The sequence below is a fragment of the Brevundimonas sp. C43 genome, assembly GCF_030732185.1.
In the GTDB taxonomy this organism is placed as follows: Bacteria; Pseudomonadota; Alphaproteobacteria; order Caulobacterales; family Caulobacteraceae; genus Brevundimonas; species Brevundimonas diminuta_C.
Map to the genome: position 1 here is coordinate 2,562,702 of NZ_CP132231.1, position 13,055 is coordinate 2,575,756.

Annotated in this window: 10 protein-coding genes; 3 read left to right on the forward strand and 7 right to left on the reverse strand. The window is 66.5% G+C overall.

The genetic code is table 11. The features are described from left to right. Position 1: 1 nt before the first annotated feature. Positions 2-913: an isopenicillin N synthase family oxygenase gene (locus tag Q9R14_RS12905; RefSeq protein ID WP_306004154.1), complete on the reverse strand. Its 912-nt coding sequence runs from the start codon at positions 911-913 to the stop codon at positions 2-4. Between the two features lie 226 nt (positions 914-1,139). Here Q9R14_RS12905 and Q9R14_RS12910 point away from each other — a divergent pair, with 226 nt between their 5' ends. Next, positions 1,140-1,814, forward strand: a complete 675-nt coding sequence (locus tag Q9R14_RS12910; RefSeq protein WP_045811096.1) for an OmpA family protein — start codon at positions 1,140-1,142, stop codon at positions 1,812-1,814. Positions 1,815-2,004: 190 nt separating this feature from the next. Here Q9R14_RS12910 and Q9R14_RS12915 read toward each other — a convergent pair whose 3' ends face one another. The 3 genes from Q9R14_RS12915 to Q9R14_RS12925 all read right to left on the reverse strand — a co-directional run bounded on the left by Q9R14_RS12915 (position 2,005) and on the right by Q9R14_RS12925 (position 4,910). Beyond that, complete coding sequence (locus Q9R14_RS12915; RefSeq protein WP_306004155.1) at positions 2,005-3,162, reverse strand: OmpA family protein; 1,158 nt, start codon at positions 3,160-3,162, stop codon at positions 2,005-2,007. 237 nt (positions 3,163-3,399) lie between these two features. Next, a complete protein-coding gene (locus Q9R14_RS12920; RefSeq protein WP_306002647.1) occupies positions 3,400-3,867 on the reverse strand; it encodes a MaoC family dehydratase in 468 nt (155 codons plus the stop codon). A gap of 62 nt (positions 3,868-3,929) precedes the next feature. Then, on the reverse strand, positions 3,930-4,910 hold the full coding sequence (locus tag Q9R14_RS12925) for a threonine/serine dehydratase (RefSeq protein ID WP_306002648.1): 981 nt from the start codon (positions 4,908-4,910) through the stop codon (positions 3,930-3,932). Positions 4,911-4,948: 38 nt separating this feature from the next. Between Q9R14_RS12925 and glpK the strand changes: the two genes are divergently transcribed. Then, the gene (gene glpK, locus Q9R14_RS12930) at positions 4,949-6,478 is read left to right on the forward strand and encodes a glycerol kinase GlpK (protein ID WP_306002649.1); all 1,530 of its coding nucleotides are present in this window, start codon (positions 4,949-4,951) and stop codon (positions 6,476-6,478) included. A 37-nt stretch (positions 6,479-6,515) separates the two neighbouring features. Next, positions 6,516-7,592 carry a phosphotransferase gene (locus Q9R14_RS12935; RefSeq protein WP_306002650.1) on the forward strand — a complete coding sequence of 359 codons (1,077 nt, stop codon included), beginning with the start codon at positions 6,516-6,518 and terminating at the stop codon, positions 7,590-7,592. Here the strand turns inward: Q9R14_RS12935 and Q9R14_RS12940 are convergent. The 3 genes from Q9R14_RS12940 to Q9R14_RS12950 form a co-directional block, all read right to left on the reverse strand. After that, positions 7,589-8,344 carry a thioredoxin family protein gene (locus tag Q9R14_RS12940; RefSeq protein WP_306002651.1) on the reverse strand — a complete coding sequence of 252 codons (756 nt, stop codon included), beginning with the start codon at positions 8,342-8,344 and terminating at the stop codon, positions 7,589-7,591. The two genes, Q9R14_RS12935 and Q9R14_RS12940, sit on opposite strands and share 4 nt — an antisense overlap. Before the next feature lie 102 nt (positions 8,345-8,446). Continuing rightward, positions 8,447-10,699, reverse strand: coding sequence for a prolyl oligopeptidase family protein (locus Q9R14_RS12945; protein WP_306002652.1), 2,253 nt, complete (start codon positions 10,697-10,699; stop codon positions 8,447-8,449). Positions 10,700-10,848: 149 nt separating this feature from the next. Then, on the reverse strand, positions 10,849-13,023 hold the full coding sequence (locus Q9R14_RS12950) for a prolyl oligopeptidase family protein (protein WP_306002653.1): 2,175 nt from the start codon (positions 13,021-13,023) through the stop codon (positions 10,849-10,851). Positions 13,024-13,055 lie beyond the last annotated feature (32 nt).

The following is a 13,055-nucleotide window of genomic DNA, read 5'->3' on the forward strand; positions in this document are numbered from 1 at the left end:
CCTAGAGCAGGCGGATTTCGCGCAGGCGTTCGGTCAGATAATCCTCGGCCAGGATGGTCTTGCCCGCATAGCGATCGGGATTGTCCGGCGTGATGGCGCTGGCCAGGGTCTCGATCGGGAAGTCCGGGTTGAAGTGCAGGAAGAAGGGCGTCGAATAGCGGGCGAAGCCGCGACGCTCGGGCGCCGGATTGACCACGCGGTGGGTGGTCGATGGCAGAACGTGGTTGGTCAGTCGTTGCAGCATGTCGCCGATATTGACGACCAAGGCGCCGGGCGGCGGCGCGATGTCGAGCCAGCTGCCGTCCTTTTCCTTTAGCTGAAGACCGGCCTCTTCGGCGCCGAGCAACAGGGTGATGACATTGATGTCTTCGTGCGCCCCGGCGCGCACGCCCGGTGCATCGGCCGGAACCGGCGGATAGTGCAGCATGCGCAGGACGCTGTTGCCCATGTCCACCTTGTCGGCGAAGAAGTCGTCGCCCAGCTTCAGATAGCGGGCGATGGCGCGCAGGATCTTGGCGCCAAGCGCATCCAGGTCCTCGAACATGCCATAGAGATGCTCGCGGAAGCCCTCGACCTCGGTCGGCCAGACGTTGTCGCGCATATAGCGGCGATAGGGGTGGCCTTCGGGCAGTTCCCGGCCGACGTGCCAGAACTCCTTCAGATCGACCGTCTTGGCATCCTTGGCCGCCTCGACCCCGAACGGGGTCAGGCCGCGCGCGCCGCCGGTGCCGGGTTGATGATACTGACGCTTCACCTCTTCCGGCAGGGCGAAGAAGGCCTTGGCGTCGTCGATGGCTGCGGTGATGCGCGCCTCGTCCAGACCATGGTCGGCGACCACAGCGAAGCCATAGCGGGAGAAGGACGCGCCCAAGGCGTCGCTGAACGCTTGAAAATCGGCGTCGTACTGCGTCATCGAAACCGGCTGAATAGCGCGGTCGGTCGTGTGGTCCTTCTGGGTCACGCTCACGGCGTCGTCCTCGATCTGGGGATGTGCGGCGGTTCCCATACGCCTAATCGGCGGCCTTGTCAGGGCCATGGCGGGTGCGGACGTGGAAGGCATTCATGCCCCGTACAGATTGGAACCTTCACAGTAAGCGCACGTTTCCGCGCCAGATCGCTCAGAAGAAAGGGACTATTCCATGCGCGCCAAGTTTATCGTCGCCAGCGTTTCCATCGCCGCCCTGCTGGGGGCCGCCGCCTGCACCACCACCGACCCCTATCGTTCAGGTCCGGTTCGCAACAACACCGGGACCGGCGCCATCGCGGGTGCGCTGGGCGGCGCGGTTCTTGGCTATCTGACCAACACCTCGAACGGCGAACAGGGCCGCAAGAACGCTTTGATCGGCGCCGGGATCGGCGCGCTGGGCGGCGCGGCGGTCGGCCAGTATATGGATCGCCAGCAGCGCGCGATGGAGGCCGAACTGTCCGGTTCCGGTGTCGGCGTGGCGCGTCAGGGCGACCTGCTTGTGCTGCGGATGCCGTCGGACGTGACCTTCGCCACGAACCAGTCCTCCATCGATCCGCGCTTCCTGCCCGTGCTGGACGATGTCGCCCGCGTTCTGCAGCAGTATGACCAGTCGACGGTGGACGTGATCGGCCACACCGACTCTTCAGGCGGCGACGCGATCAACCAGCCCCTGTCGGAACGCCGCGCCAGCAGCGTCGCCTCCGAGCTGGTGCGCCGTGGCGTTCTGGCCCAACGCCTCTACGTCGCCGGTAATAGCTCGCGGAACCCGGTGGCCTCGAACGCCACCGCCGAAGGCAAGGCGCAGAACCGCCGGGTCGAGATCCTGATCCGTCCGTTCACCGGCTGATCGGCGTCAAAATCAGAATTCTTGAGGGCGGCGTCGCGAGGCGTCGCCCTTTTCTCTGCGTAGAAGCGTCACGCAGTAGTGAGACGGCGCAAAGAAAAACGCCGCTTCCTGTCGGAAGCGGCGTTCTGTCTTTCGACAACTTCGAAGGTTGAAGCCGATCCGGACGAACCAGATCGGCTCCTGGAAAGTCTTAGAAGTTGATGTCGATGGTCGCGCGGCGGTTGAGCGGTTCGCGCACACCGTCGGCGGTCGGCTTGGCCAGGTTGGTCTCGCCCTTGCCGTCCAGGGCGATGACACCGCCGTTGACGCCCGAGGCGACCAGCGCGTCCGCGACGGTGCGCGAACGACGGTTGGACAGACCCAGGTTATAGGCGGCCGAACCCGAGGTGTCGGTGTAGCCCACGATCAGGACGCGCGTCGGACGACCCGACTTGGCGTAGTTGGCGGCCTGCGTCACCACCGAACGGGCTTCTGCGGTCAAGTCCGAGCGATCCCAGTCGAAGTAGACGACGAACTGGCGAGCGACCGGAGCCGGCGGCGTCACCGGAGCAGGCGGCGGGGGCGGCGGCGGCGGCGGGGGCGGGGGCGGGGGGGGAGGCGGCGGCGGCGGAGCGTCTTCCGCACCGAAGCTGTAGCGCAGACCCAGGGTCACGGTGTGCGACTGATCGTAGTCGCCGTCCCATTCGCCGAACGACGTGGCGCCGGCGCCCGTGCCGACCGTCGTCGAGGCGAAGTTGGCGTCGCCCGTCAGATAGCGGTAGGTCAGGTCGATGTTGGCGCGGTCGCTGATGGCCCAGGCCAGACCGGCGATCGCTTGAGCGGCGAACTTCGTCGAATCGTCGTCAACAGCAAACGTAGCCGCACGGTTGGCGCGCAGACCACCGATCGTATCTGTCTTCACTTGGTTTACGCCGGCGCCGAGGCCAACAAACGGACGAACGCCCCAGTATTCGAAGCCGAAGTCATAGATGACGTTGGCCATCAGCGTCATCGATTCGATGTCGCCTTCGGGCGAGAAGCAGCCGCCCGTCGCCGGGGTCAGGTTGCACAGCCCCTGGGTGCCCGAGACAGCGCGAACGCGGCCGATGTCGCCCGAGCGGTAGCCGCCTTCCAGTTCAACGCGCCAGTTCGGGTTGAAGCGGTAGCCGAGGCGAGCGAACGCCGCCCAACCGTCGTTCACTTCCCAGTTCCAGTTGGCGCCGGTCGTGGACGATTCAGCGTTGATATCGTCGATCATGTGGTAGCCGGCGTCGATGGCGCCGTACCAGCCATTGGGTTCCGCCGACACAGCACCAGCCGACAGGGCCAGGGCGGCCGCTGCGCTGGAGGCCAGCACGAAAGTCTTCATACGCATAGGGGGTATCCCTCCGCCTCTGTTATAGTAGGGGGCGGGTCTACCGCCTACGCGGGTCTTATCAGCCTTGCTGTATAAGGTCGAGGCGGAAACGTGACGGTATCGATCTGCAAAGGCGAGACCGTGGCCTTGATGATACAGATGAATTTGGCGTCGAGGCGCAGAATAGTAACGTCCAGCCTTCGGCGCGTCACAATCCACGACGGCGCGACACTATAACCCATGCGAGCGTCACGGCTCGATTTTTGGATCGACCATCTGCATCCCGAGCCACTCGGCAATCAGCGCCGGCTTGTCAGCCCCGTCGATCTCGACCGTCAGTTCGTGCTTCAGCAACCAGCGTCCGCCGCCCTTGTCGTCGGCGGATATGAGTTTGAAGCGACCGCGAATGCGTGACCCTGCCGGCACAGGCGCCAGGAACCGCAGCTTGTCGAAACCATAATTCACGCCCATGACGACGCCATCCAGCGGCGCCACCGCGTCATAGCTCATGGCGGAAGCCAGGCTCAGGGTCAGGAAGCCGTGCGCGATTGTTCCACCGAACGGCGTGGCCCTGGCGGCTTCCGGATCGACATGGATGAACTGATGATCTTCGGTGCAATCGGCGAAGGCGTCGATCCGGGCCTGAGTGACATCGAACCATTTCGACACCCCGACCTCCTGGCCGATCAGTCCCGGTAGCTCACTCGTCTTGGTCATCGTGCGTTTCCTCTGTGCCTGTGAGGCGAGGTTGGCCGACCCGCGCGATCAAGTGAAGCCCTTCAGCCGCCGAAGCGCCCCTCGATGATCTCGGCGTACAGCGTCGGATCGACGTTGCCGCCAGACAGCACGATGGCCGTCGTCCGTCCTTTCGTCCCGATCTTTCCGGCAAGCAGGGCCGCAAGCGAGACGGCGCCGCCCGGTTCGAGGACAATCTTGAGATGGCGGAACGCGAACCGCATCGCTTCCGCGACCTCGCCGTCCGAGACGGTGGTCGCCCCCGCCAGCCGTCGATTGATCGGCCAGGTCAGCACGCCCGGCATCGGCGACATCAGGGCGTCGCAGATCGACGGCGCGCCTTGCGGATGACCGACCCGCTCCCCGGACGCCAGCGATCGCGCGGTGTCGTCGAAGGCTTCGGGCTCAACCACGAACACCTGCGTCGCGGGACTGCGTTCGGCCATGACCAGATTGATCCCGGCCATCAACCCGCCTCCGGACGCCCCGCACAGCAGCTGGTCGAACGGCGCATCCGCCTGATCCAGCATTTCCAACGCCGTCGTCCCCTGGCCCTCGATGATAAAAAGATCATCGAACGGAGGAACCAGGATCGAGCCGCGCTCGGCGGCGATGGCCGCGCCGATCGCCTCGCGGCTTTCGCTCCAGCGGTCGTAGAAGCGCACCTCGCCGCCGAAGCCGATCACCCCCTCGACCTTCACCCTGGGCGAATCCGACGGCATGACGATGATCGCCGGCGTCCCGACCATGGCGGCGGCGGCGGCGACGCCCTGCGCATGGTTTCCGGATGAGAAGGCGACGACGCCGCGCGCCTTCTCCTCATCGGTCAGTCGGCTGATGCGGTTGTAGGCGCCGCGAAATTTGAAGGCTCCGGCGCGCTGCAGGCTTTCCGCCTTCATGAGAACCCGCCCGTCGACCACCGCGTTCAGAGCAGGGCTTTCGAGCAGGGGCGTGCGAACGGCGACGCCGTCGATTTGTCGAGCGGCGTCGAGGACGCCTTCGTAGCTGGGCAGGTGCGTCGTCATATGCTCCCCTTAGCCCAAGACGCAGCCGGGAGAGAACCATGAGCCTGATCCTCGCCATCGACCAGGGCACGACCTCGACCCGCGCCATCGCCTTCGAGGTCGCACCTAAAGCCGCGCGAAGCGCGGTAGGCGAAGAAAAAGGGGATTTGCGTCCCGTCGCGGTCAGCCAGATCGAGTTGGCCCAGCATTTCCCCAAATCCGGCTGGGTCGAACATGACGCCGCCGAAATCTGGACCGCGACGCTCCAGACCTGTCGAGAGGTCGTGCGCAAGGCCGGCGGCGTCGCACGCTTCAACGCCATCGGCATCACCAATCAGCGCGAGACGGCCGTGATCTGGGACGCCGCGACAGGCGAACCTTTGCACCGCGCTATCGTCTGGCAGGATCGCCGCACCGCCGACGTCACCACCCGCCTGACCGCCCTAGGCCACGAGCCTAGGGTCCAGTCCGCGACCGGCCTTATTCTCGATCCCTATTTCTCGGCGACCAAGTTCGCCTGGCTCTTGGATGCTGTGCCCGGATCGCGCGAGCGGGCGGCGACGGGCGAGGTCAAGCTGGGTACGATCGACGCCTGGCTGATCTGGAAACTGACCGGCGGCCGTGTCCACGCCACCGATGCGACCAATGCTTCACGCACGTCTTTGATGGATCTGAAGACGGTCGAATGGCGTGACGATTTGTGCGCCTTGTTCGACATCCCCCGCGAAGCCCTGCCTGACATCGCCCCTTGCGCGGGTGTAATCGGCGAGAGCGATCCAGCGCTGTTCGGCCAGCCTCTGCCCATCGCCGGATCGGCGGGGGACCAGCAGGCGGCCCTTGTCGGGCATGGGGCGCTCAAGGCCGCGGACGCCAAGATCACCTACGGCACTGGCGCCTTTCTGGTCGCCAATGTCGGCGCGCAGCCGGTAGCCTCGACCCGGCGGCTGCTGGGCACGCTGGGATACCGGGCCGACGGCCAGACCGCCTATGCGCTGGAGGGGTCGATCTTCTCGGCCGGGTCGGCGATTCAATGGCTAAGGGACGGGGTCGGGCTGATCACGGAGTCGCGTCAGTCGGAGGCGATGGCGCAGACCCTCAAGGACAACGGCGGGGTCTATATGGTTCCGGGCTTCACGGGTCTGGGCGCACCCTGGTGGGAGCCGGAAGCGAGAGGGACCATCGTCGGGCTGACACGGGACTCCGGTCCGGCCCATTTCGTGCGCGCCGCCTTGGAGGCCCTGGCCTATCAGACGCGCGACCTGCTCGACGCCCTGGGCGCCGACGGCGCCCCGCCTCTTAAGACGCTTAAGGTGGACGGCGGCGTCACCGCCAACAGTTTCGCCATGCAGTTCGTCGCCGACATCTGCGACGTGGAGGTGGAGCGTCCGGCCTTCCAGGAAATGACGGCCCTGGGCGCCGCGCGCCTGGCGGCCCTGGGCGTCGGACTGCTGCCCGATCTGGAGGCGCGACCCGCTGAAGCGCCCGCCTGCTGGAAACCGCGCATGAAGGCGGACGAGCGCGAGCGTCTGCTTTCAGGCTGGCGTCGGGCCGTGAAGGCCGCCATCATCGCCGCGCCGGACCGGGCGTGAGATCCGGACGGCTCAAGGAAACGACGAGGACCGCCGCATGACCGACGCCGCCCCGCTGGACGCCCAGAGCGCCTTTTCCGGCACGCGCGAGGTCGATCCGCGCTATCGCCTGGACGAGGCGGCGCTGGACGCCTGGATGCGCACCCACGTCTCGGGATACGCCGGTCCTCTGACGGTGCGCCAGTTCAAGGGCGGCCAGTCGAACCCGACCTATGAACTGGTGACGCCCTCGGCCGCCTATGTGCTGCGTCGCAAACCGCCCGGCGTCCTGCTGCCCAGCGCCCATGCCGTAGATCGCGAATTCCAAGTCATCTCGGCCATGGCCTCGAAACGCTTTCCCGTCGCCAAGCCGCATGCCCTATGCCTGGATGAAACCGTCATCGGTTCGATCTTTTATGTGATGGACAAGGTCGAGGGTCGGATCTTCTGGGATTTGAAACTGCCCGGCCTGACGCCCGTGGAGCGGCGCGCCGTCTATGAAGCCCAGACGGACACGCTGGCCCGGCTGCACGCCTTCGATCCGGCCGCCATCGGCCTGGGCGACTACGGCAAGGCCGGAAACTATTTCGCGCGTCAGGTGGGCCGCTGGACCAAACAGTATCATGCGTCGGAGACCGAGCCGGTTCCGGCGATGGATCGGCTGATCGCCTTCCTGCCCGAAAGCCTCCCGGCCGAGGGACCCAGCCGCATCGTCCACGGCGACTTTCGTCTCGACAACATGATCCTTGCGCCGGATCGAGCAGAGGTTCGCGCCGTGCTGGATTGGGAGCTGTCGACCCTCGGCGACCCGATGGCCGACTTTTCCTATCTGCTGATCGCCTGGGCCATTCCGGCTTCGCTGCGCAACGGCCTCGCAGGCGCCGATCTGGAGGCTCTGGGCATACCGTCCGTGGAGAAGACCGTTGAACGCTACGCCGCCGCGACGGGCATGCGGCCCGCCAACCTCGACTGGCTCTACGCCTACAACCTGTTCCGTCTGGCGGCCATCTGCCAGGGCATCGCCGGCCGGGTTCGCGACGGCACCGCCGCCAGCGCCCACGCCAAGACCATGGCTGCCCAGGTCGGTCCGCTCAGCGACGCGGCCTGGGGCTTTGCGAAGAAGGCGGGCGCTTAGTCCCTGACTGCGGCGCCCAGGATGCGCTTGTCCGTCTTGCCTTGCACCAGCACCGCCACGGCCTCGCCGGGGCGGGCGGACGGCAGGGCGTAGAGCATCGGGCGGCCGTGCCATTCGCCCAGGCGCGTCACCCCGCGCACAACGTTCATGTGACGCACGGCCTGACCCCGGTTCTCGCCCTGACGGACCTCGACCACCTGAGGGCCGGGCGCGTAGGTCACCGCCACCACCTCGGCGCCGCCGACCGGCGCGCGGCCGGAACCGACGCCGACGCCGGCTCCGTTCTCGCGGAACTCGATCTCGGGCGGCCAGGCCTGACGCACCGCCTCCTGACCGATGGCGGTTTCAAGCTCGACGCTGCGGGCGCCCGACACCTGACGTCGGCCGTCGATCACGACCTGTGGCGTCGAGACGCCGCGCTGGCGCAGGGCGGCGCGATAGGCGCGCTGGCGCTGAACGAACTCGGGCCGGGCGAAGGTGTCGGTCCAACCCAGATAATCCCAGTAGTCGACGCCATAGGTCAGGGCGATCACGCCCGGCTGGGCCGCCGCCTTCTCCACCGCCGCATTGGCCTCGATGCAGCCGCCGCAGCCTTGGGCGGTGAACAGTTCGATGACCACCGGCGGGCCGTTGGCCGTCGCATGGCGCGGCGCAAGCGGCGGCCGCCCCGCCGCCGGCTGGGCCGCCGAGGCGACGGACATGAGGGCGCCCGCTATGATCGTGCCCGCGATGATCCAGCCCTTGGTGTTCATGCCGTCGTCTTTAACCCTCGGCCTTTCCCGTCGCGCCTCATAATCGCGTGAGCCAATCGGGGCTCAAGCAGCGCAATGCGCGATAGCCCCAAGGAACAAGCCTCAATCCATCAGCTGTTGCGACAGATAGACATAGTGGCGGGCCCAGCGACGGGCGTTGGCGACCGGGTCGGCGTCGTTGGAGTGGCCGCCTGCCGTGTCCTCATAATAAAGGTGGTCATAGCCCATATCGCCCAGGCGCGCGGCGAACTTGCGCGCATGGCCGGGGTGGACCCGGTCGTCGCGCGTATTGGTGGTCAGATAGACGCGCGGATAGGGTTGGCCCGGACGGAGCTGCTGATAGGCGGAATATTTCGCGATCCACTCGGCTTCTTCCGGGATGCGCGCGTCGCCGTATTCGCCGATCCACGACGCCCCGGCCGGCAGTTCGTGATAGCGCAGCATGTCCACCAGCGGGCTCTCGATCACCGCAGCATTGAACAGTTCGGGGTGCTGGGTGATCGACACCGAGGTCAGCACCCCGCCGTTCGACCGACCATAGATGCCCAGGCGACGCGGGCTGGTGATCCCTCGCTGTTCCAGATCGCGCGCCACGGCGGCGAAGTCGTCGAAGGCCTTCTGGCGATTACCGTCCAGCGCAGCCTGGTGCCAGTCGGGTCCGAACTCGCCGCCGCCCCGGATATTGGCCTGCACAAAGACCCCGCCCCGCTCCAGCCACAGCTTGCCCATCTCGGGCTTGTAGGCCGGGTTCAGGCTGACCTGGAAACCGCCGTAGCCCAGCATGACGGTCGGGCTCGACCCGTCCAGCTTCATGTCGCGCGGACGGGTGACGAAATAGGGGATTTTGGTTCCGTCGGTCGACGTCGCCTCGAACTGTTCGGTCACGTCGCGAGACGCGTCGAACTTTGCCGGGGCCGACTTCAGCGCGGTCAGGGTCGCGGCGTCCGCATCGGCTAGGCTGAGGGTCGGCGGAACGAGGAAGCCCTGGGTCGAAACGAAGACCTCGCCGCGTGATTTGGACGAGTCGCCCAGACCGACCGCGAGGTTATCGGGGACCGTGATATCCTGACGGCTCCAGCCGCGCTCGCCGTTTGACCGGAAGACCCCGGCCCGGCCCCGCACATTGTCGGTGTAGGAAACGACGACGCGATCCGACAGAACGCGAACGTCGCCCACGGCCTGACGCGCGTTGGGTGAGAAGATGAGCGGCGCGGCGTTGCTGACGATCGTCTCGCCGTCGACCCCCGCGTGAAGTACAGCAAGCGGCATCGACAGCAGGTCGCCGCCCTTAAACGCCCTCCCGCCGGGCAGATTCCAGTTCTCTTCCGGCGAGAAGATCAGGGCGTCGTTCAGCACGCCGTAGACCGAGACGCGGGCGGGCAGCTTAAGCTGGGTCGTCTTGCCGTCGTGCGCCAACTGCCATGTCTCGGACCGGAAGGTGTCCAGCGGGCGGGTTATGATGACGGCGGTCACCTTGCCGTCCTTGTCGCGATAGACGGCCGGGCTGACGCCATAGCCGCCGTCGCCCTGGTCGCCGCGATAGACCTCGGTCGCCTGGGTCAGGGTCTGGCCGCGCTTCAGCGTCTTGACGATGAAGGGATAGCCGGACTCGGTCATGGTTCCGGCGCCGAAGTCGGTGGCGACCAGAAGCGTGTCGCGGTCCAGCCATTCGATGCGGTGCTTGCCTTCGGGCAGGTTGAAGCCGCCATCCACGAAACGCTTGGTGGTCAGATCGAACTCGCGCACGACCACCGCGTCCTTGCCGCCGTCGGACAGATTGATCAGGCAGCGCGTGTCGTCCGGCGCCAAGCAGTCGGCGCCCTTGAACACCCAGTCCTTGCCCTCGGCCTTGGACAGGGCGTCGATGTCCAGCAGAGTCTCCCACTGCGGCGTCGCGGTCCGGTAGCTGGCCAGCGTCGTACGACGCCAGACGCCCTTGGGATTGGTCGCGTCCTGCCAGAAGTTGCCGATCCCATCGCCCAGGAAAGATGGGCTGGGGATGCGGTCGGTGGCGGTCAGGATCGCCTGGGCCTCGGCGCGGAAGGTCTCGTAGCGCGGATCGCCGGTCAGGGCGGCCAGGGACTTTCGGTTCTCTTCGGCGACAAAGGCCATGGCCTCGGCCCCGTCCACCTGCTCCAGCGCCAGATGATCGTCCGCCGCCGCGACGCCCGCCGGGGTCAGATCGCGGGGGAAGTGGGGCGGAGGACGTTGCATGGTCAAGGCAGCGCCATCTGGCCCAGAACAGTCATAACAGACCGGCTTCTCTTGCGCCGGAGCCGTCGCGGTGTGTGCGAGCACCGGCGTAGCCCCCATCAGAAGTGCCGGAATGGCGGCGGACAGGATCAGGTGACGCATGGCTCAAACTCTCCGCTCATCCCCGCGAAAGCGGGGACCCAGACCTTTGGGCGTTCGGCGTCGCCCGTTCGTACTCAATCTGATCCCAGTCGCCGAACCTTGCGAAAGCACTGGGTACCCGCTTTCGCGGGGATGAGCGGAACCAGAGACTATTCCTGCGCCGGCGTGTCCATCAGGCGGCGCGACAGATAGGTGTATTCCAGCGCCAGACGACGCGCGGTTTCGCGCAGGTTCGCCCCGGCGGCGTGGCCGCCGTCGACGTTCTCGTAGAACAGAACCGGATAGCCCAGCTCCTCAAGCCGCGCTGCCGCCTTGCGGGCATGGCCCGGATGGACGCGATCGTCCTTCGTCGAGGTATGGATGAAGACCTCGGGATAGGGCTGGCCCGCGCGCAGGTTCTGATACGGCGAATACTGCTCGATCCAGGCGCGCTGCTCGGGGATGTCCGGGTTGCCGTATTCGCCGATCCACGAGGCGCCGGCGAGAAGCTTGTGGAAGCGCAGCATGTCGAACAGCGGCACCTGGATGACGGCGGCGTTGATCAGGTCCGGGCGCTGGGTCAGCATCGCGCCCATGAACAGCCCGCCCTGCGAACCGCCCATGATGCCCAGCTTGGGCTGGCTGGTGATGTCGCGGGCGATCAGGTCCAGGGCCACGGCCTGGAAATCCTCATGCGCGCGCTGGCGGTTCTGCTGCAGGGCCGCCTCGTGCCAGCGCGGGCCGAACTCGCCGCCGCCGCGCGTATTGGCGATGACGTAGACCCCGCCCCGCTCCAGCCATAGCTTGCCGACCGTCGCCGAATAGCCGGGCAGCAGCGAGCTTTCGAACCCGCCATAGCCGTACAGCAGCGTGGGGTTGGAGCCGTTCAGCGGCATGTCCGCCTTATGCACCACGAAATAGGGGATCATCGTCCCGTCGGCCGAGCGGGCCTCGTGCTGATCCACCGTCATGCCGGCGGCGTCGAACTTGGCCGGCATCGACTTGACCTGATCGACCGCGCCGGTCGCCGCATCGGCCAGCCACAGGCTGGACGGGTTCAGATAGCCGGTGACGCTGACGAAGACCTTGTCATCCTTCTCCGACGCCGAACCGACGCCGACCGAGACGTTCTGGGGCAGGTCCAGCGTCGTGTGCGCCCAATCGCCTTGACCGGGGGTGTAAACCCGCACCGAGCCGCGCACATTGTCATACAGAGCGACGACCAGACGGTTGCGCGTGACGTTGACGCCCTCGATGGCCTGACGCTCGGTCGGACGCAGCACCAGCTGGGCCGGGGTCGTCTGATCGGCCAGCCAAGCCTCCAGCGGCCAGGCGATCAGGTCGCCGGTCTTGAAATCCTGCCCCGACGGCGCGGTCCAGTCTTGTTTCAGCGACACCAGAAGCTGGCCTTGGACCAGACCGGTGATGTCGGACTTGGCCGGCAGTTGAAGCTGGGTCAGGGCGCCGTCGTCGCCCAGGCGCCAGGTCTCGGATGAATAGAAGTCCACCGAACGGTTGATCAGGGTCGCCTTCACCACCCCGTCGGCGTCGCGCAGCGTATAGCCTGACACCGACACGTCGGTCGGTTGGCCGGTGAACAGGGTCTCGGCCTGGTCTGAGGTCTGGCCGCGCTTCATCCGCTTGACCACCATCGGATAGCCCGAGTTGGTCAGGGTGCCTGGACCGAAGTCGCGCGAGATCAGCAGGGTGTCCTTGTCGATCCAGGATGCGCCGCCCTTGGATTCCGGCAGGGTGATGCCGCCGTCGACGAACTTGCGCTCGACCGTGTCGAACTCGCGCAGGGTCACCGCGTCCTTGCCGCCGTTCGACAGACTGATCAGGCAGTAGCGCTCTTCGGGCTGAAGGCAGGTCGAGCCCTTGTAGACCCAGTTCTGGCCCTCGGCCGCCGCCAGGGCGTCGATGTCGAGGATGGTCTGCCACTCGGGCGTGGCGGTGCGATAGCTGTCCAGCGTGGTGCGACGCCACAGCCCGCGCACATGCTGGGCGTCCTGCCAGAAGTTGTCGATATGGCCGTCATGGGTGAAGCCGGGCGAAGGGATGCGGTCCTGGGCCTGGACGATCTCCAGCGCCTGCTGATGCAGGGTCTCGTAGCGGGGATCGCCTTGCAGGACGGCGAAGGTGCGTTCGTTGTGGGCCTTGACCCACTCCATCGCCCGCTCGCCCTCGACCTCTTCGAGCCACAGATAGGGATCGGTCGCGTCGCTGGTCGCGAAGCCGCCAGAGGTCGGAGCGGCGGAGGAGGCGGGGGTCTGGGCCATGGATACCGAGGTCAGGCTGGTGGAGGCGAGAAGCGTCGCAAGCGCGACGGCGGAAGCACGGATCATGGACAGGTCCCCGAAAACGAAGCCGGCACCTT

Excerpts from the sequence above, each read along its gene's own strand:
- glpK (WP_306002649.1), top strand. The coding sequence starts at position 4,949 with ATGAGCCTGATCCTCGCCATCGACCAGGGCACGACCTCGACCCGCGCC.
- Q9R14_RS12915 (WP_306004155.1), bottom strand. The coding sequence starts at position 3,162 with ATGAAGACTTTCGTGCTGGCCTCCAGCGCAGCGGCCGCCCTGGCCCTG.
- Q9R14_RS12910 (WP_045811096.1), top strand. The coding sequence starts at position 1,140 with ATGCGCGCCAAGTTTATCGTCGCCAGCGTTTCCATCGCCGCCCTGCTG.
- Q9R14_RS12945 (WP_306002652.1), bottom strand. The coding sequence starts at position 10,699 with ATGCGTCACCTGATCCTGTCCGCCGCCATTCCGGCACTTCTGATGGGG.
- Q9R14_RS12935 (WP_306002650.1), top strand. The coding sequence starts at position 6,516 with ATGACCGACGCCGCCCCGCTGGACGCCCAGAGCGCCTTTTCCGGCACG.
- Q9R14_RS12940 (WP_306002651.1), bottom strand. The coding sequence starts at position 8,344 with ATGAACACCAAGGGCTGGATCATCGCGGGCACGATCATAGCGGGCGCC.
- Q9R14_RS12905 (WP_306004154.1), bottom strand. The coding sequence starts at position 913 with ATGACGCAGTACGACGCCGATTTTCAAGCGTTCAGCGACGCCTTGGGC.
- Q9R14_RS12920 (WP_306002647.1), bottom strand. The coding sequence starts at position 3,867 with ATGACCAAGACGAGTGAGCTACCGGGACTGATCGGCCAGGAGGTCGGG.
- Q9R14_RS12950 (WP_306002653.1), bottom strand. The coding sequence starts at position 13,023 with ATGATCCGTGCTTCCGCCGTCGCGCTTGCGACGCTTCTCGCCTCCACC.
- Q9R14_RS12925 (WP_306002648.1), bottom strand. The coding sequence starts at position 4,910 with ATGACGACGCACCTGCCCAGCTACGAAGGCGTCCTCGACGCCGCTCGA.